This is a genomic window from Streptomyces sp. CLCI03 (genome assembly GCF_053615355.1).
The window spans coordinates 5,299,224-5,325,866 of sequence record NZ_CM132132.1; the positions used below are offsets into that span (position 1 = coordinate 5,299,224).

Here is a 26,643-nt window from a genome sequence, read left to right on the forward strand (position 1 = left end):
AGCTTAGCGGTAAGCTACTTACCAGCAATCGAGTCCGGGGGAGAGGCCATGACCGTGTTCATGAGGAAGACAGCCGCGTCAGGGGAGGCGAAGGTCGCGGGGGAGCGGTCGCTGCTCCTCGGAATCGGTATCAGCTCGGTCGGGATCGGTATGTACATCCCCTTCTCGCTGGTCTTCTTCCACCACGTCACCGGCCTCTCCCTCACCGTCGTCGGCCTGGTCATGACGGTCACCGGGCTGGCCGGCCTGGCGTTCATGCCGGCGGCCGGCACGGCCGTCGACCGGTTCGGCGCCAAGCGGGTCAACCTGGTGCTCTACGGGATACGGGCGCTCGGCTTCGCCCTGTACCCCTTCGCGGGCTCCCTGCCCGCCTTCGCCGCCGTCTCCCTCGTCACCGCGCTCGCCGACCGCTCCTTCGGCGTCGTCCAGCAGTCCCTGATCGGCGAGGTGGCGCAGGGCTCCGCCCGCGACCGGCTCCAGGCCTCCACGCGGGCCCTGCAGAACGCCGGGATGGGTGCGGGCGCCCTGCTCGTCTCCGGAGTGCTGGCCCTGTGGGGCACCGGCGGATTCACCTACACCGCCTGGGGCAACGCGCTCGCCTTCGCCCTCGCCGGACTGCTCGTCGGCCGGGTTCGGGCGGTCCGGGCGGCCGGCGCGTCCGTTGCCGCGGAGGCCGGGTCCGTCGGATACCGCACCGTCCTGCGCGACCGCCCCTTCCTCGGGCTCACCGCCGCCAACTTCTTCACCGCGCTGGGCTACTCCGCCCTCTCCGTCCTCTTCCCGCTCTACCTCTCGACCTGGCTGACGGCCCCCGACTCCCTCACCGGAGCCGCCTTCACCGTCAACACCGTGCTGTGCGCCGGGATCGGCGTCCTGATCGCGAGCCGCGTCCGCCGCTCCGGCGCCCGCCGCACCCGCTCCGCCGCCCTCGGAGCCCTGCTCTTCGCCGCCGCCTTCGTCGGGCAGATCGTGCTGGGCACGCTGCGGCCCGGGCGGACCGCCACCCTGATCGCCCTGCTGGCCATCGTCGTCGTCTACACCCTCGGCGAGCTCGTCCACAGCCCCTCCGGCGGCGCCCTGTCGGTCTCCGCCGCCCCCGAGGCCGTCCGCGGCCGCTACCTGGCCACCTACCAGCTGTCCTACTCGCTGGCCGGCGCCCTCGCCCCCTCCCTCTTCACCGCCCTGCTCGCCGTCGACGGCCGCCTGCCCTGGGCCCTCCTGGCCGTCGCCGCCCTCGGCGCCGCCCTGGCGTTGCTCCGGCTGGAGCGGCACCTGCCGGCCGAGGCCGTCCACGCCGAGCCCCCGGTGGTCCGGGACACCACCGGCCGGCCGGTCCCCGTGACCGCCGCCGCCTGAGTCCTGCCCCCGGTCCCTTCCGCTTCCGTCGCCCGATCCAGGAGCCACCCGCCATGAAGCGTGCAGCCACCGTCGCCCTGACCGCCCTCGCCCCCATCTCCTGGGGTTCCACCTACGCCGTCGCCACCGAGCTGCTGCCCCCCGACCGGCCGCTGTTCACCGGGGTCATGCGGGCCCTGCCCGCCGGACTCCTGCTGACCGCCCTGGCCCGCACCCTGCCCAAGGGCCAGTGGTGGTGGAAGTCCGCCGTCCTCGGCATCCTCAACATCGGCGCCTTCTTCCCGCTGCTGTTCCTCTCCGCCTACCGGCTCCCCGGCGGGGTCGCGGCCGTACTGGGCGCCGCCGGACCGCTGTTCGTCGTAGGACTGGCCGCGCTCGTCCTCGGGGAGCGGGCGAGCCTGCGCACCGTACTGGCCGCCGTCGTCGGAGCGTTCGGCGTGAGCATGGTGGTCCTGACCGCCGAGGCCCGCCTCGACGCGGTCGGCGTCGTCGCCGGTGTGATCTCCTCCGCCTCCATGGGCGCCGGCACCGTGATGACCAAGCGCTGGGGCCGCCCCGAGGGCGTGGGCCCGCTGGCGATGACCGGCTGGCAGCTCACCGCGGGCGGACTGTTCATCATCCCCGTCGCCGCCCTCGTCGAGGGCGCCCCGCCCGCGCTCGACGGCAGGGCCTTCCTCGGCTACGGCTACATGATGCTGATCAACACCGGGATCGCGTACTGGCTCTGGTTCCGCGGCATCGGCGCCCTCAGCGCCACCTCCGTCACCCTGCTCGGCCCGCTCTCCCCGCTCACCGCCGCCGTCATCGGCTGGGCCGCCCTCGGACAGGCGCTGTCGCCCGTGCAGCTCGTCGGAATGGCGATCGCCTTCGGGGCCACCGTCGCCGGCCAGCTGGCGGCCGCCCGTACCGCCCGACCGTTCAGTTCCACTGAAAAGAACGATCAGAACATTTCGATGGACCTGACGGATGGGGCGGTGCGACGGTAGTCCCCACACACCACCGAACCACCCAGAGGAGCAGACCCACAGTGGCCGTCATGGACCGCGTCCGTACCGTCTCGCACACCGAGCCCGGCAGCACCGGGAAGAAAGGTGCCGCCGGGCTCGGCGTGCTCCTCGCCCTGCTCGCGACGGTCGTCTGGTCCGGCAGCTTCGTCGCCACCCGGGGCATGGCCGAGACCGTCCCACCCGTCCAGGCGGTCTTCTGGCGCTGGATCATCGCCCTGCTCGCCGTCGCCCCCTTCGCCGCCCGCCAGGCCTGGCGGCAACGGGCCCTGATCCGCCGGCACCTCGGCTTCATCGCCCTCGCCTCGCTGTTCGGCGTCACCCTCTACAACACGCTCGTGCACCAAGCCGGACTGACCACCTCCGCCTCCAACATGGGCATGATCATGGCTGCCTCGCCCGTCATCATGGCGCTCTACGCCCGCCTCGGCGGCGAACGGCTCGGCGTACGGCGGACCTTCGGCATCCTGCTCGCCGCCCTCGGGGTGCTGCTGCTCGTCGGGGACGGCTCGATCGGCTTCGACTTCGGCGCCGGAGACCTGTGGATGTTCGCCGCCGCCCTCTCCTTCGCCACGTACAGCGCCCTGCTGCGACGCAAGCCCGCCGAACTCGGCGGAATGGCCTTCCTGATCACCACCTTCGTGCTCGGCGCGCTGATGCTGGCACCCGCCTACGCCGTCTCCGTCGCCGTCCAGGGCGGCTTCGAGGTCACCACCGGCACGGTCGGCCCGCTGCTGTACGTCGGGGTGTTCTCCTCGGCCGTCGCCTTCTTCGCCTGGAACAAGGCCGTCTCGATGATCGGCGCCGCCCGCGCGGGAGTCGTCTACTACCTCCAGCCGGTGTGCGTGGCCGGGCTCGGCTTCCTGCTCCTGGGCGAGCGGACCGGACCGGCGCAGCTGCTCTGCATGGCGCTCATCCTCGGCGGAGTCGGGCTGGGGAGTGCCCGGCGGTAGGTTCGGGCCCATGACCGAGTGGGACATCAAGAAGCTGCGGATCCTGCGGACCCTCGCCGAACAGGGGACCGTGACCCGAGCGGCCGAGACCCTCCACATGACGCCCTCGGCCGTTTCGCAGCAACTGACGAACCTGGCCCGCCAACTCGGTGTGGTGCTGCTGGAGGCCGAGGGCCGCCGGGTGCGGCTCACGGACGCGGCCCACCTCGTCCTGCGACACACGGAGGCGGTGTTCGCACAGCTGGAACGGGCCGACGCGGAACTGGCCGGATACCTCGCCGGCGACACGGGCGAGGTACGCGTGGGCGCCTTCTCCACCGCCGTACCGGCGCTCGTGGTCCCGGCGGTGGCCGCGCTGCGGCGCACCCACCCCGGGGTGGAGGTCCGCGTCCGGGAGACGGAGGCGGCCGAGGCCTACGAACTGCTGTCGGCCGGGGGCGTGGACCTGGCGCTGTCCCTCACCGCGCACGCGCCGACCGCGCGCGACCCCCGGTTCACCCGGGTGGCGCTCCTGGAGGACCCGCTGGACGTGGCCCTCCCGCCGGACCACCCGCTGGCGGCCGCGCCGGACCTGCGGCTGGCGGACCTGTCCGGCGACCCGTGGATCTACGGGGGCAGCGGCCCCTGGTCGGAGATCGCCCGGTCCGCCTGCGAGGCGGCGGGCTTCGTCCCGGAACAGGCGCACTCGGCGTCCGGCTGGACGGCGATCCTGGCCATGGTCGAGGCGGGGATGGGGGTGGCCCTGGTCCCCCGGATGGTGTCGAGCCGCGCCTCGGGCGTGGCCGTCCGGGTGCTGTCACGGGACCGCCCGACGCGGCACGTGCTCGCCGCGGTCCGCCGAGGCGCCGAATCCGCGCCCGCGCTGTCCCGCGTACTCGCGGCCCTGCGTGAAGTGGCCTCGGCCCGGCGGTAGCGCCTGCGCGGCTCCGCCGCCGGGGGCGCTGCCCCCGGACCCCCGCGCCTCAAACGCCGGCGAGGCTGGTTGTGCCGGGCACCGGCGAAATCAAGCCCCGCCGGCGTTTGAGGCGCGGGGTCTGGGGCGGAGCCCCAGGAGCGGAGCCGCACCCGCGGGGGGCGTTGCTCCCACGGGTGCGGGCAGAGCCCGGAACTTCCTACTGCTGAGCGGCGGCGTCCGCGGCCTGGGCCTTCAGCGCACGCTCGACGCCCGCGCGGGACTCCGAGATCAGCCGGCGCAGGGCCGCGTTCGGCTCGGCCGAGGCCAGCCACGCGTCCGTCGCGTCCAGCGTCTCCTGCGAGACCTGCAGCGTCGGGTAGAGACCCACCGCGATCTGCTGGGCGATCTCGTGGCTACGGCTCTCCCAGACCTCCTTGATCGCCGAGAAGAACTTCTCGGTGTACGGGGCCAGCAGCTCGCGCTGGTCGGTCTGGACGAAGCCGCCGATCACCGCCTCCTGGACCGCGTTCGGCAGGTCGCCGGACTCCACCACCGAGGCCCACGCCGCGGCCTTGGCCTCCGCTGTCGGGCGCGCCGCCCGGGCGGTCGCCGCGTGACGCTCGCCGGCCGCCGTGGCGTCCCGCTCCAGCTCCGCCGCGATGGCCGGCTCCCCGGCGACACCCGTCGCGACGAGCCGCTCCAGGAAGGTCCAGCGCAGCTCGGTGTCGACGGCCAGTCCCTCGATCTCGGCCGCGCCGTCCAGCAGCGCCGACAGGTAGGTCAGCTGACCCTCGGTGCGGGCGGTGGCCGCGAACGCCCGTGCCCACGCCAACTGGTGGTCGCCCGCCGGCTCGGCGCCGCGCAGGTGCTCCAGGGTGGCCTCGGTCCAGGCCGCCAGGCCCTCCTCCCGCCACGCAGGGGCGGCGTACTGGTCGATGGCCAGCTTCACCTGGCGGTGCAGCGACTGCACGACGCCGATGTCGGACTCCTTGCCGATGCCCGAGAGGACCAGCGAGAGGTAGTCGCGGGTGGCGAGCTCGCCGTCACGCGTCATGTCCCACGCCGAGGCCCAGCACAGGGCGCGCGGCAGGGACTCGGTGAAGTCGCCGATGTGCGCGGTGACGGTGGCCAGGGACTCCTCGTCCAGGCGGACCTTCGCGTAGGACAGGTCGTCGTCGTTCAGCAGGAAGACCGCCGGACGGGGGCGACCGACCAGCTCCGGCACCGTGGTGAGGGCGCCGTCGATGTCCAGCTCGATCCGGTCGGTGCGCACGAGGGCGCCGTCCTGGAGCTCGTACAGGCCGACCGCGATGCGGTGCGGGCGCAGGGTGGACTCGCCCTTGGCGCCGGCGGGCAGCGCGGGCGCCTCCTGGCGGATGCCGAAGGCGGTGATCACACCGTTCTCGTCGGTGGTGACCTCCGGGCGCAGGATGTTGATGCCGGCCGTCTCCAGCCACGCCTTCGACCAGGCGGTCAGGTCGCGGCCCGAGGTCTCCTCCAGCGCGCCCAGCAGGTCGGACAGGCGCGTGTTCCCGAACGCGTGCGCCTTGAAGTACGCCTGCACGCCCTTGAAGAAGGCGTCCATGCCGACGTAGGCGACGAGCTGCTTGAGCACCGAGGCGCCCTTGGCGTACGTGATGCCGTCGAAGTTGACCAGGACGTCGTCGAGGTCACGGATGTCGGCCATGATCGGGTGCGTGGAGGGCAGCTGGTCCTGCCGGTACGCCCAGGTCTTCATGGAGTTGGCGAAGGTGGTCCACGCGTGCGGCCACTTCGAACCCTCGGCGTAGGCCTGGCAGGCGATCGAGGTGTACGTCGCGAACGACTCGTTCAGCCACAGGTCGTTCCACCACTCCATGGTGACCAGGTCGCCGAACCACATGTGCGCCAGCTCGTGGAGGATCGTCTCCGCGCGCACCTCGTACGCCGCGTCCGTCACCTTGGAGCGGAAGACGTACTGGTCGCGGATGGTGACCGCGCCCGCGTTCTCCATGGCGCCCGCGTTGAACTCCGGGACGAAGAGCTGGTCGTACTTGGCGAAGGGGTAGTCGTAGGCGAACTTGTCCTGGAACCAGTCGAAGCCCTGCCGGGTGACGTCGAAGATCGCGTCCGCGTCGAGGAACTCGGCGAGCGAGGGACGGCAGTAGATGCCGAGCGGGACGGACTGGCCGTCCGGGCCCTCGTAGGAGCTGTGCACGGAGTGGTACGGACCGACGATCAGCGCGGTGATGTACGAGGAGATGCGCGGGGTCGGCTCGAAGCGCCAGACGTTGTCCTTGACGTCCGCGGCCTCAGGGGTCGGAGAGTTCGAGATGACCGTCCAGCCCTCGGGGGCCGTCACGGTGAACTGGAACGTGGCCTTCAGATCGGGCTGCTCGAAGCTGGCGAAGACCCGCCGCGCGTCCGGTACCTCGAACTGGGTGTAGAGATAAGCCTGCTGGTCGACCGGGTCGACGAAGCGGTGGAGGCCCTCACCGGTGTTCGTGTAGGCGCAGTCCGCGACGACCCGGAGCTCGTTGGCCCCGGCCGCGAGGTCCCGCAGCGCGATCCGGGAGTCCTGGAAGACGGCCGCGACGTCCAGCGACGTGCCGTTGAGGACGACCTCGCGCACGGCCGGAGCGACCAGGTCGATGAAAGTCTCACCCCCGGCCTCGGTCGACTGGAAGCGCACGGTGGTCACGGACGGGTAGGTGCCACCCTCCTGCGCGCCGCTGAGATCGAGTTCGATCTCGTAGGAGTCGACGGTCAGCAGCTTGGCCCGCTGCTGAGCCTCTTCACGGGTGAGATTCGTGCCAGGCACGCGTTCATCTCCTTCGATGGTGACGTTGCCCGGCCATCCTGCCATCCGGACACCGTCACCGCCTCGGAGTAATCCACGGGCGAAAAAACGCGCACGGGGCGCCGCCGTGACGGCGGCGCCCCGTGCGGGGTCGGGCGGGATCAGCCCCGCAGCTCCTCGGCCACGAGCTCGGCGATCTGCACCGCGTTCAGGGCCGCGCCCTTGCGGAGGTTGTCGCTGGAGAGGAACAGCGCGAGGCCGTTGTCCACCGTCTCGTCGGCGCGGATGCGGCCCACGTACGAGGCGTCCTTGCCCGCCGCCTGCAGCGGGGTCGGGATCTCCGAGAGCTCGACGCCGGGGGCGTCCTTCAGCAGCTCGTAGGCGCGCTCGACGCTGATCGGGTTCGCGAAGCGGGCGTTGACCTGCAGCGAGTGGCCGGAGAAGACCGGGACGCGCACGCAGGTGCCGGAGACCTTGAGCTCGGGGATCTCCAGGATCTTGCGGGACTCGTTGCGGAGCTTCTGTTCCTCGTCGGTCTCGAAGGACCCGTCGTCGACCAGGTTGCCCGCGAGCGGGACCACGTTGTAGGCGATCGGGCGCTTGTAGACGGCCGGCTCGGGGAAGTCCACCGCGTCGCCGTCGAAGGTCAGCTGGTCGGCGGTCTCGGAGACCGCGCAGGCCTGGCCCTTGAGCTCGGCGACACCGGCCAGGCCCGATCCGGAGACGGCCTGGTAGGTGGTGGCGACCAGCGCGGTCAGGCCGGCCTCGTCGTGCAGCGGGCGCAGCACCGGCATCGCGGCCATGGTGGTGCAGTTCGGGTTCGCGATGATGCCCTTGGGGCGGTTCCTGACCGCGTGCGGGTTGACCTCGGAGACCACGAGGGGGACCTCCGGGTGGCTGCGCCAGGCGGAGGAGTTGTCGATCACGACGGCGCCCTGGGAGGCGACCTTCTCGGCCAGGACCCGGGAGGTGGCGCCGCCCGCGGAGAAGAGCACGATGTCCAGGCCCGAGTAGTCGGCCGTGGAGGCGTCCTCGATGGTGATCTCCTGGCCCTCCCATTCGAGGGTGGAGCCCGCGGAACGGGCCGAGGCGAACAGCCGCAGCTCGTCCACCGGGAACTTCCGCTCGGCGAGGATGCCGCGCATGACTCCGCCGACCTGTCCGGTGGCTCCGACGATTCCGACCCTCACGGTGACTCCTTTTGGTACGTACGACGCGGGCGCGCGTGAAGCCATCATGCGTTCGACCCCACGAGCCTTGTCCAATCCATTGTCCGAGGTACGGACGGTGTCCTGAATGTGAACCCCTGTGGCGAGTTCGTGGCGGGCGTGTTGCGGGGTCACTGAACACCCGTTCTGCCTGGTCGGAGCCGGTTAGCGTCCGGTCTGTCGTGTCCGCTTTCCGGACATGACCGACCGCAGAACGAACCACCGATTCGGGGAGATCCACCGTGCGCGCCATCCGCCACCGCCGCCGGTCCATACCGGCGCTCGCCGCCCTCGCGGCCGCCGCCGTCGCCGCACCCGTCCTGCTGACCGCCACGCCGGCGGCCGCCCACCCGCGCGAGGGCAGGCTGGCCGAGGAGCTGGTGGAGGAGGTCACCGCCAAGGGCGCCTACCGCCACCTGAAGAAGTTCCAGCAGATCGCCGACGCCAACGGAGGCAACCGCGCCGCCGGTACGCCGGGCCACGCGGCCTCCGCCGCGTACGTGTACGACACGCTGAAGAAGGCCGGCTACCAGGTCTCCTACCAGGACTTCGACATCTACGAGGCGCACACGAAGACGGAGAAGGCCACCGTCCTCGGGGCGGACTCCCGCGAGCTGGCCACCGCCGCCTTCACCTTCACCCGGTCCACCCCGGCCGGCGGCCTGGCCGCGCCGATCGCCCCGGCCCGGGTCGACGACACTCCCGGCTGCACGGCCGACGACTATCCGGCCGGTGCCTTCGCCGGGAAGATCGCCCTGGTCAAGCGGGGCGCCTGCACCTTCGTGGAGAAGCAGCGGGCCGCCGCCGAGGCCGGCGCGGTCGGCGTGATCGTCTACAACCACAGCGGCACCACCCCGGTGCGCGGCGGCTTCGGCTCGCCCGCCGAGGGGATCATCCCGAGCGCCGGCATCACCTTGGCCGACGGCGAGGCGCTGACCGCGGCCGCCGCGAAGGGCGAGGTGAGCGTACGCCTGGAACTGGACCAGGAGCAGGTGAGGAAGACCACCCGCAATGTGATCGCCGAGACCCGCGGCGGCCGCTCCGACCGGGTGGTGACCTTGGGCGCCCACCTGGACTCGGTACCGGAGGGCCCGGGCATCAACGACAACGGCTCGGGTTCGGCCGGCCTGCTGGAGGTGGCCCTGAAGCTCGCGGACGAGGGCGCGAACAAGAAGGGCAAGGGGCCCGCCAACAAGGTGCGCTTCGGCTGGTGGTCGGCGGAGGAGCTGGGCCTGCTGGGCTCGGAGCACTACGTCGCGCAGCTGTCCGAGAAGCAGAAGAAGGACATCGCGCTGTATCTGAACTTCGACATGATCGCCTCGCCGAACCCGGTGCAGTTCGTCTACGACGGCGACGACTCGGACAGGACGGGCGCGGGCGCGGGGCCGGCGGGCTCGGCCGAGATCGAGGCGCTGATCAACGGCTTCCTCGACAAGAAGCGCAAGCCGCACGAGGGCAGTGACTTCGACGGCCGCTCCGACTACGGCCCGTTCATCGCGAACGGCATCCCGGCGGGCGGCACCTTCACCGGGGCCGAGGGCATCAAGACCGCCGAGCAGGCGAAGCGTTACGGCGGCACGGCCGGAGCCCCGTACGACCCGAACTACCACGGGGCGGGCGACGACCTGAAGAACCTGGACCCAGGGGTCTTCGACACCAACCTGGACGTGATCGCGCACGCGGTCGGCACCTACGCCGAGTCGCTGCGTTCGCTCGGCAAGCCGTAGCGGCCGAAGGACGACCCGGGGGAACGGCCCGAGGGGGCGGTGCTCGTCAGAGCGCCGCCCCCTCGGGTTCTCCGTACTTCGGGGTCCTACGGGAGGACCTTCTCGATCTGCACGCTGCCGGTGCCGGCGGCGGTGCCGCGGGCGTTGAGCAGCTGGACCTGGCCGAAGAACTGCCGGCCCTCGGGGGCGGCACTGGTGACCAGGACGTTCGCCGAGACCTGCGCGGTGGCGCCCGTGGCGAGGTTCACCGCGGCGGCCTCGTCGACCTGGACGGAGCCCAGGGCGGCCGAGAAGAACACGTCGCGGTAGTCGTACGTGGTGGAGCCGGACGGGATCGCGTAGCCGATCACCTTGACGGTGTAGGTGCCCGCGGCCGGGTTCACCAGGCTCACGGCCTCCTCGGAGTCGCCGTCGGCGGCCGAGCCGACCTTGATGCCGTCCTTGTAGACCTCAAGGTCGAGGTCGGCTGCGGTGTCGGACACCTTGCCGATCGCGACGTCGAGGCGCGAGGTGCCCGCGGGGACCACGATCTCGGTGGAGTGGGTCTCACCGGGCGCGATGGTCGGCTTGGCGACCTTCGCGGAACCGAGCGGGCCGCCGACGAGCTTGCCGCCGGAGATGGCCGCGCCGGCGTTCTTGACGCTCCACTGGACCGGGGCGGGGGTGCCCTGCTTCACCTCGGGCAGGACCTTGACCGCGGGGTCGAAGGCCGCGCCGAGCACGGAGACGTCCAGCTTGAACGGGTTGTCGAGCACCGGCGACGTACGACGGGCCTCGACCTCGATCTCCCAGACACCCGGGGTCGGCTCGGGGTACGAGCGGACGTCGGGGCGGCAGGTGTTGGCCGGGTTGTCGTAGTTCGGGTAGCAGTTGGTCGTGGCCGTCGGGTCGACCGGCACGCCGTACGGGTGGATCGCGATGAAGCGCGTCTGGGCGCCCGCCGCGAGACCGCCGAGCGCGACCTCCAGGCTCTTGGCACCCGGAGGCACGGTCACGAAGTAGGACTTGTGCGAGTTGCGCTGCACGGTGGAGGACTCGGACAGGGAGAACGCCGGCGCGGCCAGGGGGGCGGAAGCCACGACGGTCGTGAGGATCTGCTTGTCGATGCCCTCGGTGGTCTCGTCGTCCAGCTGCAGGATGCCGCTGTGGACGCCGGCCGTCTTGGCGTTGGCCTCGACCTTGATGGTGACGGGCTTGTTCAGCGGCAGGGTGACGTAGTCGTAGCCGCCGATGACCTTGAAGGTGCCGTCGTTGTTGCGCCAGCTCAGGTCGTGCCGGGTGCCGTACTTGACGCCCGTGGTGCGGGTGACGACGACGTTGTAGACCTTCTTCTGGCCGACCTTGAGGCCGCCCTCCCGGTCGTACAGGCCGGTGCCGAAGCCCGGGGTCTTCAGGAACTGGTCGATCGCGGTGTCGACCGGCGCCTTGACGGTGAACTCGTTGGCCTTCGCGTCACGCTGGATGGACTCCCACGCGCCGGGGATGTCGATCAGACCCGAACCCTGCGCGTGCGCGGGGACGTTGTCGATCTTCTTGGCGGCCGTGGTGAGCGCGACCCGCAGGGAGGCCGGCGTCAGCTTGATGTTGTGCTGCTTGGCGGCCGAGATCAGCAGGGCGCTCGCGCCCGCCGCCTGCGGCGAGGCCATCGAGGTGCCCTGGAGCATGCCGTAACCGGCCGGCAGGGTGTAGCCGGCCTCCTTCACCGGGGCGCCGGGCAGCCAGGTCTGGATGGTGTTGATGGCCGCGCCGGGGGCGCTGATGGTCGGCGTGAAGCCGCCGTCCTCACGCGGACCGCGCGAGGAGAAGGGGAACATGTTGTACTTCGCGCTCACACCGGAGCCGTAGTTGGCGGCCCAGGTCTCCTTGGAGACCGACGCGCCCACGGAGATGACCTTGTCCGCGAGGGCGGGGTCGCCGATGGTGTTGACGCCCGGGCCCGAGTTGCCGGCCGAGATGACCAGCTGGACGCCGTAGGTGTCGATGAGGTTCTTGTACAGCTCGGAGCGCGCGTTGTTGCCGTCGTTCAGCGCCGGCAGGCCGCCGATCGACATGTTGACGATGTCCACGCCGCGGTTGACGACGAGGTCGATCATGCCCTCGGTCAGCGCGATGTTGGTGCAGCCGCCGGACCAGGAGCAGGCGCGCGAGGAGACGAGCTTGGCGCCGGGCGCCTCGCCGTTCATCTTGCCGCCGAAGAGGCTGTTGGCGGCGGTGATGCCGGCGACGTGCGTGCCGTGCTCGGACTCGATGATGCCGACGTTGACGAAGTCGGCCTTCTTGCCGACCCAGTCACCGCCCAGCGGGTCCATCGGGACGTCCTTGCGGATCTCGATCACGAACGGGATGCGCTCGGCGACGTCGGTCGCCGGGTTGTCCGTGCCGAAGTAGCCGATCTGGTAGCCGTCCTTGTACGGCTTCATCGGCTCGTTGTTCGTGAAGTCGCCGTCCTGGTCGGTGTCGACGCGGACGGTGCCGGCGGCGGCGTCGTAGAGCAGGCCGAACCGGTCGGTGGTGTCACCGTCGCGGTTGACGTCGCCCGCCATGTCGCCGGTGGCGGTGATCGACTCGGTGAAGCGGCTCCACTGGAAGCTGCCCTCCGGGGCCTTCCAGCTCTGGCCGCCCGCGGTGAAGCTGCCGCCGCTGGAGGTGACCGGGGTGATCTGCGGGCGCCAGGTGGCGTCGTTGTCGGTGATCGGGTCGGTGGCCGTCACCCAGTCGACGATCTTGCGCTCGCCGGTCGTGGTCTTCTGCAGGGCCGGGTGACCGAGGTCGATGCCCGAGTCCATGATGCCGATGGTCACGCCGCGGCCGTCGGCCTGCGGGTTGTCCTTCACGAAGTCGACCGCGCCGGTCTCGAAGGACGGGTTGTACGGGTTCTTCGCGGGGGTGTTCTTGTCCGGCGCCGCGTAGGTCTCGGCGGCGGTCTTCTTCACCGTGCCGGTCTCGCGGTCCGCGTCGGGACGCGGGTCCGGCAGCTGGATCTCGTGCCGCAGGTCGATGCCGTGCACCGAGTCCAGCTTGGTGGCCGCCTTCAGCGCGGCCTCGGCCTTGCCGGTGGGCAGGGTGGCGCGCACGTAACCGAGCTTGTCGTACGTCTGGCCGACCGAGGCGCCCTGGACCGAACCGAGCTGGTCCGCCACCTGCTTGGTCTGACCGGGGGCGGTCGCGACCATGACGGTGACGTTGGCGTCGCCCTTGGCCTTGGCCTGCTGAAGCAGCTCGGCGTCGGCCGAACCGAGCTTCTGGTCGGCGGACTTGACCGCGGGCGAGGTGCCCGGGGTGTCCGCGCCGGTCGCCGCGAAGACGGGCCCGGCGCCGGTGGCCGCGAGAGCGGCGACCAGACCGGCCGCGGCCGCGACGCGCGCGACGCGTCTGGCCCCGGATATGGAGCTGGGGGATTCGAGGGTCATCAGCATCCCTGGTAAGTGAAAGATACGGTCCGGATTTCGGTGCCGGATGACCGGTCAGCTTGGCCTAAGCGACAGCTCTTTGGGGAGAGTTGTCATTGACCGAGACCTGCCATGGCGGACTCTCGCCGGCGCTGAGAATGCGCCGGCGCGACCTAACCGGGGCACAGCGGTGCGAACCGCAGGGGTTGACCGATCGATTTATCGACTTGGCGGCCATACGTCGGCACCGGGACGCGATCGCGCCCCGGTGCGGGTGTGACAGATTTCGTGCGCTCAGCGCTCGCGCGTGCGCGCGTAATGACGTGAGGCTTTCGCCCGGTTTCCGCAGACGGACATCGAGCACCAGCGCCGGGTGCCGTTGCGCGAGGTGTCGTGGAAGTGCAGGACGCAGGTCTCGGAGGCGCACCTGCGGATCCGCTCGGGCGCGGTGCCCAGCAGCTCCAGGTAGTTCCGGGCCGCCGTCCAGGCCGGACCCCAGGTGGGGTCGTCGAACTCGGCTCGTTCGCCCGGCCCCTCGGCGGTCAGGGTGGCGCGGATGCGGCCGTGCTCCAGTACGGCGTCGACCAGCGCGCGAGCGCTCTCGTCGGCCGGGTCCGCCACCGCGCGGGCCAGCGCCTCGCGCGCGGTCATCAGGTGGACGAGGGTCGAGGCGTCGGCCCGGAACCGGCCGGCCAGCCCGGTGGACTCCAGCCAGACCGCGAGCCCTTCGACGCGGCTCAGCCCGAAGGCCCCCGCGAAGAGGTCGACGAGTTCCCCCTCCCGCATCCAGCGGGTGTTCAGCAGATCGAGGGCGATCGGCTCCCCGGTCAGGGGTCGTGCGTCCGCCGTCGCCATGTCCGTCTCCTCGCTCGCTAACCCCTCAAGAATACGTGAACGGTTGACCTCGATCGAACTAACCTTTAAATTGGATTTAGAAGGTTAGAACTCGTGGGACGATCTCCGGGGAGGACCCGTCATGACCACCGCCATCAGCAAGCTCCGCACCGGGCACGTCGGCCTGAACGTCACCGATCTGGAGCGCTCGCTCGCCTTCTACCGGGACGCCCTCGACTTCCAGGTGCTCGGCGAAGGCAAGGAGGAGGGTCGCCGCTTCGCCTTCCTCGGCCGGGACGGCGAGCTCGTCCTCACGCTCTGGCAGCAGGCCGACGGCGCCTACACGCCGGCCGCGGCCGGACTGCACCACCTGGCGTTCTCGGCCGACGACGTCCGGGAGGTGCGCGCGTACGAGGAGCGGCTGCGCGGCCTGGGCGTCGCGTTCGCCTACGAGGGCGTCGTCGCGCACCGCGAGGGCGCGGCCTCCGGCGGCATCTTCTTCCACGACCCCGACGGCGTCCGCCTGGAGATCTCCGTACCGACCGGCGCCGAGGGTGCCCCCGCCCCCACCGCGGACGCGCCGACCTGCGGGTTCTTCTAATGTCCGGCGTCTACCACCGGGGGTCGCTCGCGGTGCAGGAGCGGGTCGGCGTGCGCGGGCCGGCCGAACACGTCGGCCGCTCGATCGGCACGGGCATCCGCGACGTCGCCGCGGCCTTCCTGGAACTGCAGCCGCACCTGGTCGTCGGGGCCGCCGACGGCGCCGGCCGGATGTGGGCCTCGCTGCTCACCGGCCCACCCGGCTTCGTACGGGCCACCGGCCCGCACCGGATCGCCGTCGTGGGAGCGGTACCGGCCGGGGACCCGCTCGCCGAGGCACTGGCCACCGACGGGACCCGGATCGGGACCATCGCGCTCGACCCGCGCACCCGGCGCCGGATGAGGTTGAACGGAACCCTCGCCGCGACGCCGCGGGGCTTCGCCGTCGAGGCCGAGCGGGTCTTCGCCAACTGCCCCAAGTACCTGCAGAGACGTCAGCCGCTGGAGCTGGTCGAGGAGGGGGTCGGCGTGGTGCGCCACGGGGACGCGCTGACCCCCGGCCAGGTGCGTGCCGTCCGGGGCGCCGACACCTTCTTCATCGCCACCACGGCGGAGGCGGACGGCGTCGACGCCAGTCACCGGGGCGGGCTGCCGGGCTTCGTGGAGGTGCTCTCGCCGGTGGAACTGGCCTGGCCGGACTACGCGGGCAACGCCATGTTCCTGACGCTGGGGAACCTGGCGGTCGATCCACGGGCCGGGCTGCTCTTCCCGGACTGGGAGAGCGGGGCGGTCCTCCAGCTCACCGGTCGGGCCCGGACGGAGTTCGGGGCCGACGGGAGCCGCCGCACCCGCTTCCGGGTGGAGTCGGTGGTGGAGAGCGTGCACCCGGGGCGGCTGCTCTGGAGCACCCCGGAGTACTCGCCTCACCTGGGCAGTACGACCAGGTAGGCGGCGGGTTCCCGGTCGTCGGCCGCCGTCAGGGCGGTCCGGATGACCGCGGCCTGCTGCTCGGGCCAGTCCCGGAGCTTGCGCGGGGTGATGTGGATGACGGTCACCCCGAGCCGCTCCAGCGTCTCGCGCTTGCGCACGGACTCGGACCACTGCTCGTCCTCGCCCTGGCGCGGGGCACGGGTGTCGATCTCCACCGCGACGGAGTGCTCGGGCCAGTACGCGTCCACACCGCCGAGGTGCGGTCCGCCGGGCAGACGCAGGTCGACGTTCCAGACCGGGTCGGGGAGCTCGTAGCCGCGTACGACGTGGTACAGCCGGTCCTCCGCGATGGCCCGCCCCTCCGCGAGCAGCGACTCGACGGCGTCGACCACGTGCGGCCGGTTCAGCAGCCGGGCCACGGTCAGCTCCCGGACGACGGCGGCCGGTTCGCAGTGGCCGCCGCGGACGGCCTCGCTCAACAGTCGGCGCACGGTGCCGGCGTCGGAGAGCTGGGTGACGGCGTCGGCGACGGCCCGGGCGACGGGGGCCACCGGCAGCCCGGTCACCTCCTGGGACCGCGGCGGGGTGTGCGTCCGTACGATCCGTACGTCCCCGGTGGAGCGCAGCCGCCGGGTGCCGGGCACGAGGACGTCGATGTGCGAGAGGGCGAGCAGCGGGGGCGCGGAGCTGAACCGGTACAGGGCCAGCGCCGCCAGCCCGGTGATCATGGCCTCGCCACCGCCGCGCCGCTCCGCGTACAGCAACGCCGCGTGCAGCCGCTCCTCGCTGGTCGCGGGGCCCGCGTGGAGCAGGAACACCCCGGGCAGGATCTGCTGCCAGGGCCGCTCGGCCGCGTCGGAGGCGGTCACGCCGTGCTCGCGCAGCTGTGCGAGGGTCAGCACGCGGGGGCGGCTGCCGGTGAGGTGGGCGAGGGGGAGGGGTGCGTTGTGGTTCATGACGCGGTGATTCCCTCAGGCCATGGCCTTGCTAACCCCTGTTACACGCTCGTCGACAAATCCGGACAAGCTGGGGCTAAAGTACGGGCGTTCGACTGCCGATGAGGTGCGCCCGTGTGGGGGACCGGCCCGGCGCCGTTTCCCGGGGCTCCGCCCCGGACCCCGCGCCTCAAACGCCGGCGAGGCTGAATCCCTCAGCCCGTCCGGCGTTTGAGGACCGGGGGTTCGGGGGGCGGAGCCCCCGCAGCGGCGCCGCAGGTCAGCTGCCCGCCGCCGTGTCGCACCGCTGGGCGGCAAGGGCCCGGGCCAGGTCGTCGCGGGACTCCAGGACCAGGCGGCGCAGGGCCGGCGGAGCCGAAGGGTGGGCCGACAGCCAGGCGTCGGTGGCCTCCAGCGTTGCGGAGTCACTCTGCAGCGACGGGTACAGCCCCTTCACCACGTCCATCGCGATCTGGATCGAGCGGTCCGCCCACACCCGTTCGATCACCTCGAAGTAGGGCCCGGCGAACCCCGCGAGCAGGCCCCGCTGCGAGGACTGCTGCATGCCCGCGATCGTCGCCTCCACCAGCGCGTTCGACAGCGCGTCCGACTCGACCACCGCCGCCCACGCCTGGTCCTTCACCGCCTGCGAGGGCCGCGCCGCCAGGCACCGCACCTGGTGCCGCTTGCCCGAGGCCGTGTCGTCGCGCGCCAGTTCGGCGGCCAGCACGCCCTCGTCCACCGCACCGTGCGCGGCCAGCGGCAACATGAAGTCCCAGCGCAGCTCCTGGTCCACCTCCAGCCCGTCGATCCGGGCCGAGCCCTCCAGCAGCCCCAGCAGCAACTGGAAGTCGCCCTCCGTCGCCGCGCTCGCCGCGAAGAAGCGGGCCCACGTCAGCTGGTGCTCCGACCCCGGCGCCGCGATCCGCAGCTCGTGCAGCGCGCCCGCCGCCAGTTCCCGACCGCCCTGCTCGCGCCAGGCGGGCGCCGCGTAGTGGGTGACCGAGGTCAGGGCCTGCGTGTGCAGCATCTGCAGGACGCCGACGTCGCTCTCGCGGCCCGCGTGCGCGAGGACCAGCGAGATGAAGTCGCGCGCCGGCATCAGGCCGTCGCGCGTCAGGTTCCACAGCGCCGACCAGCACAGGGCCCGCGCGAGCGGGTCCGTCAGGTCCCCGAGGTGCGCCCGCAGGGTCTCCGACGAGCCCTCGTCGAAGCGGATCTTGCAGTAGGTGAGGTCCTCGTCGTTGACCAGGACCAGGTCGGGACGCTCGGTGCCCGCCAGTTCCGTGACGACCGTCCGCGCGCCCGACACGTCCGCGTCGGCCCGCGCGTAGCGGACCAGGGTCCCGTCGGACTCCAGCCGGTACAGGCCCACCGCGACCCGGTGCGGACGCAGCTCGTCGCCCTCCTGCACGACGGCCAGTTCCGTCAGGCGGCCGCCCGCGTCGTAGGTGAGCACCGGGGTCAACGCGTTCACACCGGCGGTCTGCAACCAGGCCCGCGACCACTCGGCCATGTCGCGCCCCGAGACCTCCGCGAGCACCGACAGCAGGTCGTCGAGCGTCGTGTTCCCGTAGGCGTTGGCCTTGAAGTAGCGCCGGGCGCCCTCCAGGAAGGCCTCCCGTCCCACATAGGCGACGAGCTGCTTGAGCACCGCCGCGCCCTTGGCGTAGGTGATGCCGTCGAAGTTCAGCTTGGCGTCCTCCAGGTCACGGATGTCGGCCGTGATCGGGTGTGTGGACGGCAGCTGGTCGGCACGGTAGGCCCACGCCTTGCGGTTGTTGGCGAAGGTGACCCACGCCTGGTCGAAGCGGGTGGCCTCCACCAGTGCGAAGGAGCCCATGAAGTCCGCGAAGGACTCCTTCAGCCACAGGTCGTCCCACCACTTCATGGTGACCAGGTCACCGAACCACATGTGCGCCATCTCGTGCAGGATCGTGTTCGAGCGCCGCTCGTAGGCGGCCTTCGTGACCTTGCCGCGGAAGATGTACTCCTCGCGGAAGGTCACCATCCCCGGGTTCTCCATCGCGCCCAGGTTGTACTCCGGCACGAAGGCCTGGTCGTACTTCCCGAAGGGGTACGGGTAGTCGAAGATCTCGTGGAACAGGTCGAAGCCCTGCTTGGTGATGAGGAAGACGTCATCGGCGTCGAAGTGCTTCGCCAGACCCTTGCGGCACATCGCGCCCAGCGGGATGGTCAGGTCCCCGCGCGTGTAGGAGTCCGTCACGTAGTGGTAGGGGCCCGCGACCACGCACGTGATGTACGTCGAGATCGGCGCGGTTTCGGCGAACCGCCAGACGCCCGCGTCGCGGGACTCCTCCGCGCCGTTGCTCCACACCTGCCAGCCGTCGGGAGCCGTCACCTCGAAGCGGTACGGGGCCTTCAGGTCGGGCTGTTCGAAGTTCGCGTACACCCGCCGCGCGTCGGCCGGCTCGTACTGGGTGTAGAGGTAGACCTCGCCGTCCTCCGGGTCCACGAAGCGGTGCAGGCCCTCGCCGGTCCGGCTGTACGCGCAGTTGGCGTCGACCACGAGGACGTTCTCGGCGGCGAGGCCGTCGAGGGCGATCCGGGAGCCGTCGAAAACGGCGGCCACGTCCAGGGCGCGCCCGTTCAGGGTCACGGCGTTCACCGAGGGCGCGATCAGGTCCGCGAAGGTGGAGGCGCCGGTGCCCGCCGCCCGGAAGCGGATCGTCGTCACCGAGCGGAAGGTCCGCGGACCCTCGGCCGGTTCGGCGTCGTCCACCGCGGACCGGATGTCGAGGACCACCTCGTACCCGTCGACGGACAGCAGCTCGGCCCGCTCGCGGGCCTCGTCGCGGGACAGATTCTCTCCGGGCACGTGCACTCCTTCGTGCGTGATCGCGTTCTTGTGTCGAATCCTCGCACGAGGGAATGCGCGCCACCCGGTACTGGTTGGTGACGGGGAACGTGAGCCCGGTGAAGCCCTTGGGCCACGCATGCCCAGACTGAGGAGAGAGATGACCGACACCCAGGTGCGCGAGAAGACTCCGGTCGACTTCTGGTTCGACCCGCTCTGCCCTTGGGCCTGGATGACGTCCCGCTGGATGGTCGAGGTCGAGAAGGTGCGCGACGTCGAGGTCCGCTGGCACGTGATGAGCCTCGCGGTGCTCAACGAGAACAAGCTCGACGAGCTGCCCGAGGTCTACCGCGAGCTGCTCGGCCCCAAGGGCTGGGCCCCGGTGCGCGTGGTGATCGCGGCACAGCAGAAGCACGGTGAGGAAGTGACCGGCAAGCTCTACACCGCGCTCGGCACCCGCATACACAACGACGAGAAGGGCCCGACCCGCGAGGTGATCGCCGAGGCGCTGGCCGAGGTCGGCCTGCCGGCCGAGCTGCTCGCGTACGCCGACTCGGACGAGTACGACGAGGTGCTGCGGGCCTCGCACAACGACGGGATCGACCGGGTCGGCCAGGAGGTCGGCACCCCGGTGATCTCCGTTCCGGGTGCCGAGGGCGATGTGGCCTTCTTCGGTCCGGTCGTCACCCCGACCCCGCGCGGCGACGCGGCCGCCCGGCTCTGGGACGGCACCCTGCTCGTCGCCTCGACCCCGGGCTTCTACGAGATCAAGCGCACCCGTACCAAGGGCCCGTCCTTCGAGTAGGCGGACCCGCCGGCCAGGCCGGCGCGCCAGACAGAAGACCCCCGTGAGTCACGTCCTCACGGGGGTCTTCCGCTGAACACGCCCGCACGCGAAGGTTGAGAAGACGATCACGAGGCGGACGGGCTTGGGGTGGCGCGATCAGCCCTTGGCGGGGATCAGCAGCGGGGTGTTCGCCTTGGCGTCGGCGTAGCGCTTGGAGACGTCCTGCCAGTTGACGACGTTCCACATGGCCTCGATGAAGTCCACCTTCTGGTTCTTGTACTGAAGGTAGAAGGCGTGCTCCCAGGCGTCGAAGACCAGGATCGGGGTGCTCGCCACGCCCACGTTGCCCTGGTGGTCGTAGACCTGCTCGACGACCAGACGGCCGCTGACGGGCTCGTACGCGAGCACGCCCCAGCCGGAGCCCTGCGTGGCGGAGGAGGCGAAGGTCAGCTGCTTCTTGAACTTCGCGAAGGAGCCGAAGGACTCGGTGATCGCGTCGGCCAGGTCACCCAGGCCGTCGGCCGCGGTGGGCTCGCCGCCGCCCTCGCCGGTCTTCGGGCTGGCCATGTTGTGCCAGTAGATGCTGTGCAGGATGTGGCCGGAGAGGTGGAACGCGAGGTTCTTCTCCAGGCCGTTGAGGGCGCCCCAGTTCTCCTTGTCGCGCGCCTCCGCCAGCTGCTCCAGCGTGTTGTTGGCGCCCGTGACGTAGGCCGCGTGGTGCTTGTCGTGGTGCAGCTCGATGATCTGCGGGTTGATCACCGGCTCCAGTGCCGCGTAGTCGTACGGAAGCTCAGGAAGCGTGTAGATGGCCATGCGTGTTATCCGGTCCCCTCGGCGTGCCAACTGCTTATTGCAATCAATGCGCAACTGCACGCTAGCAGTATCTATTCCAGGCCACATGTAAGGGTTACCTCTGAACGACGAAGGCGGGCCCCGTGTCTTCGCACGGGGCCCGCCTTCGTCTTCCGATGAGCCGTCAGGCCCGGCCGGCCGCCCGGCGTTGCATCACGTAACCGGTCACCGCGAGGGCGACGGTCAGCCCGCCGGTGAAGATCACCTGGACGCGCGTGTCCTCACCCAGGGCCATCAGCACCAGGACCCCGGCCACCCCGGCCAACGCCACCCAGGTCAGATACGGGAAGCCCCACATCTTCACGACCAGCTTCTCGGGGGCCTCGCGCTCCAGCCGGCGGCGCAGCACGAACTGCGAGACGGCGATGAAGCCCCAGACGACCAGGATGACCCCGCCCACCATGTTCAGCAGCCAGGCGAACAGGGTGTCCGGGTACCAGTAGGACAGCAGCACGGTGACGAAGCCGAAGCCGCAGGAGGCGAGGACCGCCCGGCGAGGCACCCCGCCGCCGATCTTGCCCAGCGCCTTCGGACCCTGGCCGCGGGAGACGAGGGAGTAGGCCATGCGCGAGGAGCCGTAGATGTTGGCGTTCATCGCGGACATCAGGGCGATCAGGATGACCACGTTCATGATCTCGCCGGCGGCCGGGATGCCCAGGCGGTCCAGGGTCGCGGCGTACGGGCCGTCCGCCGTGACGGCCGGGTCGTTCCACGGCAGGAGGGTGACGATGACCAGCATGGAGCCCACGTAGACGATCGCGATCCGCCACATGGTGGTCCGCACGGCCTTGGCCACGCCCTGCACCGGGTTCTCGGACTCGGCGGCCGCGATGGTCACCGTCTCCAGTCCGCCGTACGCGACGACGGAGGCGAGCAGTCCGACGAGCAGGCCGTCCACGCCCTGGGGCAGGAGGCCGCCGTCGTGCAGCAGGTTCGCGGCGCCGGGGGAGTCCGTGCCGGGCAGCAGGCCGAGCACGGCGAGGACGCCCAGGCCCAGGAAGAGCGCGATCGCGCCGATCTTGAGGGCGGCGAACCAGAATTCGAACTCGCCGAAGTTCGAGACGGCGGCGAGGTTGGAGCCGCAGAACAGCGCCATGAAGACCAGCACCCACATCCAGGAGGGGGTGCCCGGGAACCAGCCGGTCATGATGTGCGCCGCCCCGATGCCCTCGATGGCCACGCCCACGCAGAGCAGGGTCCAGAACATCCAGCCGGCCGCGAATCCGGCCCAGGGGCCGATCGCGCGCTCCGCGTGCACGGAGAAGGAGCCCGAGGCCGGGTCGGCGGCGGACATCTCGCCGAGCATCCGCATCACGAACATCACGAGCAGCCCGGACGCCGCGTACGCGAGCACGATCGAGGGGCCCGCGGCCGCGATGCCCGCGCCGGAGCCGACGAAGAGTCCGGCGCCGATGACACCACCGAGGGCGATCATCGAGAGGTGGCGCTGCTTGAGTCCGTTGCCGAGAGGTGATCCGGCGTCGGTTCGCGGTGCTTCGGGAGGTGTCAGGGTGCTCTGACTCATGAGGGGTGTGCCTGTCCGGTTGTGCGGGGGGACGTGATGAGGTGCGCCAGTCTGCCGAGTGTCCGATCGCCGGACGTCTGACGTCCGATATTCGGACATCCGGCTCACGGTTCGTGATCATCCCCGTACGCGCCCCACGTCCCGGCCGGCCAGGGACAGAGGAATGAAGAAAGAGGAGGACTCCGGCGCCACGGCACCGGGGTCCTCCTCGACGTGTCCCGCGTCAGGCCTTGCGGGCCCGGAGCTCCCGGATCCCCGCCACGGCCAGGACCAGCGCGGCCGCGCCCGTGGACCACAGCAGCTGCGGCCGCGCCGAGTCGTCGAACAGCATCAGGACCAGCACCGCCGCCATCCCGAGCAGCGCCGCCCAGGTCGCGTACGGGAACAGCCACATCGGCAGGGTCAGCCGCTCGGGCATGTCCCGCTCGATCCGGCGGCGCAGCTTCAGCTGCGAGACGGCGATCAGCGCCCACACGAACAGCAGCACCGCGCCGACCGCGTTGAGCATGTAGAGGAAGATCGTGTCCGGCCACAGCAGGTTGAGCACCACCGACACGAAGCCGAAGGCCACCGAGGCGAACACCGCCCGGCGCGGCACCCCGCCGCCCGAGACCTTCAGCAGCGCCTGCGGCGCCTCACGACGCTCGGCCAGCGAGAAGACCATCCGCGAGGACCCGTACAGGTTCGCGTTGAGCGCCGACAGCAGCGCCACGAACACCACGATGTTCATGATCTGCCCGGCCGCCGGGATGCCGATCGAGTCGAGGACCGCGACGTAGGGGCTCTCGCCCGGCTTCAGCGAGCTCCACGGCAGCAGGGTCACGATGACCACCATCGAGCCGACGTAGAAGAAGAGGATGCGCCACACCGCGCTGCGCACCGCCCGGGACACCGACCGCGCCGGGTCGTCCGACTCGGCGGCCGCGATGGTGACGACCTCCAGACCGCCGAAGGCGAAGATGACGGCGAGCATGCCGGCGACCACGCCGCCGAAGCCCTCGGGGAAGAAGCCGCCCTGGCCGGTGAGGTTGGCCATGCCGACCGGCTCCGTGTCCGGGAGCAGACCGAAGACCGCGAGGGTGCCCAGGATCAGGAAGAGCACGATCGCGCCGACCTTGAGCGCGGCGAACCAGAACTCGAACTCGCCGAAGTTCTTCACGGCGGCCAGGTTGCTCACGGTGAAGACCACCATGAACAGCAGCACCCAGACCCACTGGTCGACCGCGGGCAGCCAGCCGTTCGCGATCTTCGCCGCGCCGGTGGCCTCCACGGCCAGCACCACGACCAGCAGGAACCAGTACAGCCAGCCCGCCGAGAAACCGGCCCAGCGCCCGAGGGCCCGCTCCGCGTACACGGAGAAGGAGCCCGAGGCGGGCATCGCGGCCGACATCTCGCCCAGCGCACGCATCACCAGCATCGCGAGGACGCCCGCGAGCAGATAGGAGCAGATGATCGCGGGACCGGCGATGCCGATACCGGCGCCGGAGCCGACGAAGAGCCCGGCGCCGATGACGCCGCCGAGGCCCAGCATGGTCAGGTGGCGCTGCTTGAGGCTGTGGCTGAGGGGTTCCGCGGGCAGGTCGCCCGTCGTGGGAGGTGCTTCTTCCAGGCGCTCGCGCATGAAGGGTGCTCGTACTCTCGTTCGGCCCAGCGGCGGTGGGGGCTCCGCGTCAGGATTGGCGGGACCCTACAGTCTTGCTGAGCGGCGGCCGTCCGTGCAAAACGGACGTGTTGTCTGATCTTCCTCGTGACGAGGATCACGTCAGGTCGAGGGTGATGTGCAGGGTTTGTGGTATCCCCACCAAAGTGAGGAGGGCTGCTTTGTCCCGGGCGACGGTGGGGCGGCGGGGGAGCGCGCACTAGCGTCGGTGATCGTCCCGCCACCCCCTTCCCCGTGGAGCCTCCCGATGAGCACTGCCTCCGTCTCCCTCCGGCCCGGCGCCGTCCTCGCCGACCTGCTGCCCGCGAGCCGCGTCCGCGACATCGCGCTCGTCGTCGGCGGCGCCGCGCTCACCGGCCTGGCCGCCCAGATGGCGGTTCCCGTTCCCGGCTCCCCGGTCCCCGTCACCGGCCAGACCTTCGCCGCGCTGCTCGTCGGTACCGCGTTCGGTGCCCGCCGCGGCTTCCTCTCGCTGGCGCTGTACGCCCTCGTCGGCATGGCCGGTGTGCCGTGGTTCGCGGGCGGGACCTCCGGCGCGGGCGGCGCCTCCTTCGGCTACGTGCTCGGCATGCTGCTCGCCGCCACCGTCGTCGGCGCCCTCGCGCGGCGCGGCGGCGACCGCTCGGTGCTGCGTACCGCCGGCCTGATGGTGCTGGGCTCGGCCGTGATCTACGCGGTGGGCGTGCCGTACCTGATGGCCGCCACCGGGATGTCCCTCGGCGTGGCCGTCGCCAAGGGCGTGGTCCCGTTCCTGATCGGCGACGCCCTCAAGGCCGCGCTGGCCATGGGCGCCCTGCCCGCCGCCTGGAAGCTGGTCGGCCGCCGCGGCTGAGCGGACCCCGATACGCACCGGAGCCCGGCCCGCCTTGTGAAGGCGGGCCGGGCTCCGGCGTACGTGCACGTGCGATCAGCCCTGCAGGGCCTTCTTGCGGCGGAGGTCCAGGACCACGCCGACGAGCACGACGATGCCGGCGACCAGGGTGGACAGGGTGACCACCTCGCGGTTGGCGTCGTCCACGAACATGTAGCCGATCACGAACATGATCAGGGCGGCGGTGGCCCAGGTCAGCCACGGGAAGAGCCACATCTTCACGGTCAGCTTCTCCGGGGCCTCGCGGACCAGGATCCCGCGCATCCGCAGCTGGGTGAAGCAGATCACCAGCCAGACGAAGAGCGCGATGGCGCCGGACGAGTTCAGGAGGAAGTTGAAGACCGTGTCCTTGAACGCGTAGTTGAAGTAGACGGCGACGAAGCCGAAGACCGTGGAGCCGAGGATCGCGGCCACCGGCACACCGCGGGAGTTGACCTTGGCGAACGCCTTGGGGGCGTCACCGCGCTCACCGAGCGAGAAGGCCATGCGGGAGGCGGTGTAGAGGCCCGAGTTCAGGCAGGACAGCACGGCGGTCAGGACGATGACCTCCATGATCGTGCCGGCGTGCGCGATGCCGATCGAGTCCAGGGCGGCGACGTACGAGCCCTTCTCGGTGATCGACTTGTCGTTCCACGGGAGCAGGGTCAGCACGATGAAGATCGAGCCGAGGTAGAAGACGCCGATCCGCCAGATGACGGAGTTGGTCGCCTGGGTGACCGCCTTGCGGGGGTTCTCCGACTCGCCGGCCGCCAGGGTGACGATCTCGCTGCCCATGAAGGAGAAGACGACCATCAGCACACCGGTGAGGACGGCGCCGTAGCCGTTGGGGAAGAACCCGCCGGCGTCGGTGAGGTGCGCGAAGCCCGCGCCCGGGTTGTCCGAGCCCGGCAGCAGGCCGAAGACGGCCAGCATGCCGACGATCACGAACGCGCCGATGGCGACGACCTTGATGCCCGCGAACCAGAACTCGAACTCACCGTAGGAGGCGACCGAGCCGAGGTTGGTGGCGGTCAGCACCGCCATCACGATCAGGGCCCAGGCCCACTGCGGGACGGCGGGGATCCAGCTCTCCAGGATGGCGGCACCGGCGGTGGCCTCCACCGCGAGCACGACGACCCAGAAGAACCAGTAGAGCCAGCCGATGGAGAAGCCCGCCCAGCGGCCGAGCGCGCGGTCGGCGTAGGCCGAGAAGGAGCCCGAGTTCGGGCTGGCGGCGGCCATCTCGCCGAGCATGCGCATCACGAAGACGACCATCGCGCCGACGAGCGCGTAGGAGATCAGGATGGCGGGGCCGGCCTTGGCGATGCCGCCACCGGAACCGACGAAGAGGCCGGCGCCGATGACGCCGCCAATGGCGATCATGGACAGGTGGCGGTTCTTGAGACCGGCCTTCAGACCGTCGGAGGGCTGGCCGTCACCGGGGTTCCCGGTGGGGCCGCCTTCCTTCTGAAGGGTCGTCGTGGAGCTCATGGACGGATCCTTAGGTTCTCGGGTTGCGAGCCCCGGCATTCAAACCTGAGATGAACGCAGGACGGAAGACCTCAATCCGGATCGTTGCCTTGGTGTGAACGTCCAGGAGG

At 70.9% G+C, this 26,643-nt stretch carries 19 protein-coding genes; 9 read left to right on the forward strand and 10 right to left on the reverse strand.

The window, feature by feature from the left end; translation table 11 throughout:
• The first annotated feature begins 60 nt into the window (after positions 1–60).
• From ACWG52_RS24435 to ACWG52_RS24450, 4 genes are read left to right on the forward strand one after another with little or no spacing between them, the layout of a single operon-like run.
• Positions 61–1,356 carry an MFS transporter gene (locus ACWG52_RS24435; protein WP_389811638.1) on the forward strand — a complete coding sequence of 432 codons (1,296 nt, stop codon included), beginning with the start codon at positions 61–63 and terminating at the stop codon, positions 1,354–1,356.
• Between the two features lie 53 nt (positions 1,357–1,409).
• Positions 1,410–2,342: an EamA family transporter gene (locus ACWG52_RS24440; protein ID WP_389811641.1), complete on the forward strand. Its 933-nt coding sequence runs from the start codon at positions 1,410–1,412 to the stop codon at positions 2,340–2,342.
• Between the two features lie 41 nt (positions 2,343–2,383).
• Positions 2,384–3,313: a DMT family transporter gene (locus ACWG52_RS24445; protein WP_389811643.1), complete on the forward strand. Its 930-nt coding sequence runs from the start codon at positions 2,384–2,386 to the stop codon at positions 3,311–3,313.
• A gap of 10 nt (positions 3,314–3,323) precedes the next feature.
• Entirely contained in the window at positions 3,324–4,226 is a 903-nt protein-coding gene (locus tag ACWG52_RS24450) for a LysR family transcriptional regulator (protein ID WP_389811645.1), read from the forward strand.
• A gap of 199 nt (positions 4,227–4,425) precedes the next feature.
• Here the strand turns inward: ACWG52_RS24450 and pepN (ACWG52_RS24455) are convergent, their stop codons facing one another.
• A complete protein-coding gene (pepN, locus tag ACWG52_RS24455; RefSeq protein ID WP_389811648.1) occupies positions 4,426–7,008 on the reverse strand; it encodes an aminopeptidase N in 2,583 nt (860 codons plus the stop codon).
• A 140-nt stretch (positions 7,009–7,148) separates the two neighbouring features.
• On the reverse strand, positions 7,149–8,177 hold the full coding sequence (locus ACWG52_RS24460; protein WP_389811651.1) for an aspartate-semialdehyde dehydrogenase: 1,029 nt from the start codon (positions 8,175–8,177) through the stop codon (positions 7,149–7,151).
• 260 nt (positions 8,178–8,437) lie between these two features.
• Between ACWG52_RS24460 and ACWG52_RS24465 the strand changes: the two genes are divergently transcribed.
• Positions 8,438–9,922 carry a M28 family metallopeptidase gene (locus ACWG52_RS24465; RefSeq protein ID WP_453125919.1) on the forward strand — a complete coding sequence of 495 codons (1,485 nt, stop codon included), beginning with the start codon at positions 8,438–8,440 and terminating at the stop codon, positions 9,920–9,922.
• Positions 9,923–10,008: 86 nt separating this feature from the next.
• Here the strand turns inward: ACWG52_RS24465 and ACWG52_RS24470 are convergent, their stop codons facing one another.
• Positions 10,009–13,332, reverse strand: coding sequence for a S8 family serine peptidase (locus ACWG52_RS24470; RefSeq protein ID WP_453125921.1), 3,324 nt, complete (start codon positions 13,330–13,332; stop codon positions 10,009–10,011).
• 273 nt (positions 13,333–13,605) lie between these two features.
• Positions 13,606–14,166 carry a CGNR zinc finger domain-containing protein gene (locus ACWG52_RS24475; RefSeq protein ID WP_389811659.1) on the reverse strand — a complete coding sequence of 187 codons (561 nt, stop codon included), beginning with the start codon at positions 14,164–14,166 and terminating at the stop codon, positions 13,606–13,608.
• Positions 14,167–14,287: 121 nt separating this feature from the next.
• On the opposite strand from ACWG52_RS24475, the gene ACWG52_RS24480 reads away from it, so the two are divergent.
• Positions 14,288–14,746 (forward strand): VOC family protein, encoded by a 459-nt coding sequence (locus tag ACWG52_RS24480; protein WP_389811662.1) that lies wholly within the window; start codon positions 14,288–14,290, stop codon positions 14,744–14,746.
• Positions 14,746–15,633, forward strand: coding sequence for a pyridoxamine 5'-phosphate oxidase family protein (locus tag ACWG52_RS24485; protein WP_390167211.1), 888 nt, complete (start codon positions 14,746–14,748; stop codon positions 15,631–15,633). The genes ACWG52_RS24480 and ACWG52_RS24485 overlap by 1 nt, the downstream gene beginning before the upstream one ends.
• Here the strand turns inward: ACWG52_RS24485 and ACWG52_RS24490 are convergent.
• Together ACWG52_RS24490 and pepN (ACWG52_RS24495) are read right to left on the reverse strand one after the other, a co-directional pair.
• Positions 15,609–16,571 (reverse strand): hypothetical protein, encoded by a 963-nt coding sequence (locus ACWG52_RS24490; RefSeq protein ID WP_389811668.1) that lies wholly within the window; start codon positions 16,569–16,571, stop codon positions 15,609–15,611. The genes ACWG52_RS24485 and ACWG52_RS24490 overlap by 25 nt on opposite strands.
• Before the next feature lie 259 nt (positions 16,572–16,830).
• Entirely contained in the window at positions 16,831–19,389 is a 2,559-nt protein-coding gene (gene pepN / locus ACWG52_RS24495) for an aminopeptidase N (protein ID WP_389811671.1), read from the reverse strand.
• A 139-nt stretch (positions 19,390–19,528) separates the two neighbouring features.
• Here pepN (ACWG52_RS24495) and ACWG52_RS24500 point away from each other — a divergent pair, with 139 nt between their 5' ends.
• The gene (locus ACWG52_RS24500; RefSeq protein ID WP_030715850.1) at positions 19,529–20,173 is read left to right on the forward strand and encodes a mycothiol-dependent nitroreductase Rv2466c family protein; all 645 of its coding nucleotides are present in this window, start codon (positions 19,529–19,531) and stop codon (positions 20,171–20,173) included.
• A gap of 138 nt (positions 20,174–20,311) precedes the next feature.
• Here ACWG52_RS24500 and ACWG52_RS24505 read toward each other — a convergent pair whose 3' ends face one another.
• The 3 genes from ACWG52_RS24505 to ACWG52_RS24515 all read right to left on the reverse strand — a co-directional run bounded on the left by ACWG52_RS24505 (position 20,312) and on the right by ACWG52_RS24515 (position 24,153).
• Positions 20,312–20,968, reverse strand: coding sequence for a superoxide dismutase (locus ACWG52_RS24505; protein ID WP_030016698.1), 657 nt, complete (start codon positions 20,966–20,968; stop codon positions 20,312–20,314).
• A gap of 163 nt (positions 20,969–21,131) precedes the next feature.
• On the reverse strand, positions 21,132–22,532 hold the full coding sequence (locus ACWG52_RS24510; protein WP_389811674.1) for an amino acid permease: 1,401 nt from the start codon (positions 22,530–22,532) through the stop codon (positions 21,132–21,134).
• 223 nt (positions 22,533–22,755) lie between these two features.
• Entirely contained in the window at positions 22,756–24,153 is a 1,398-nt protein-coding gene (locus tag ACWG52_RS24515) for an amino acid permease (protein WP_453125925.1), read from the reverse strand.
• Between the two features lie 286 nt (positions 24,154–24,439).
• Here ACWG52_RS24515 and ACWG52_RS24520 point away from each other — a divergent pair, with 286 nt between their 5' ends.
• A complete protein-coding gene (locus ACWG52_RS24520) occupies positions 24,440–25,024 on the forward strand; it encodes a biotin transporter BioY (RefSeq protein ID WP_389811677.1) in 585 nt (194 codons plus the stop codon).
• A 75-nt stretch (positions 25,025–25,099) separates the two neighbouring features.
• On the opposite strand, the gene ACWG52_RS24525 is transcribed toward ACWG52_RS24520, so the two are convergent.
• Positions 25,100–26,533, reverse strand: coding sequence for an amino acid permease (locus ACWG52_RS24525; RefSeq protein ID WP_389811680.1), 1,434 nt, complete (start codon positions 26,531–26,533; stop codon positions 25,100–25,102).
• Positions 26,534–26,643 lie beyond the last annotated feature (110 nt).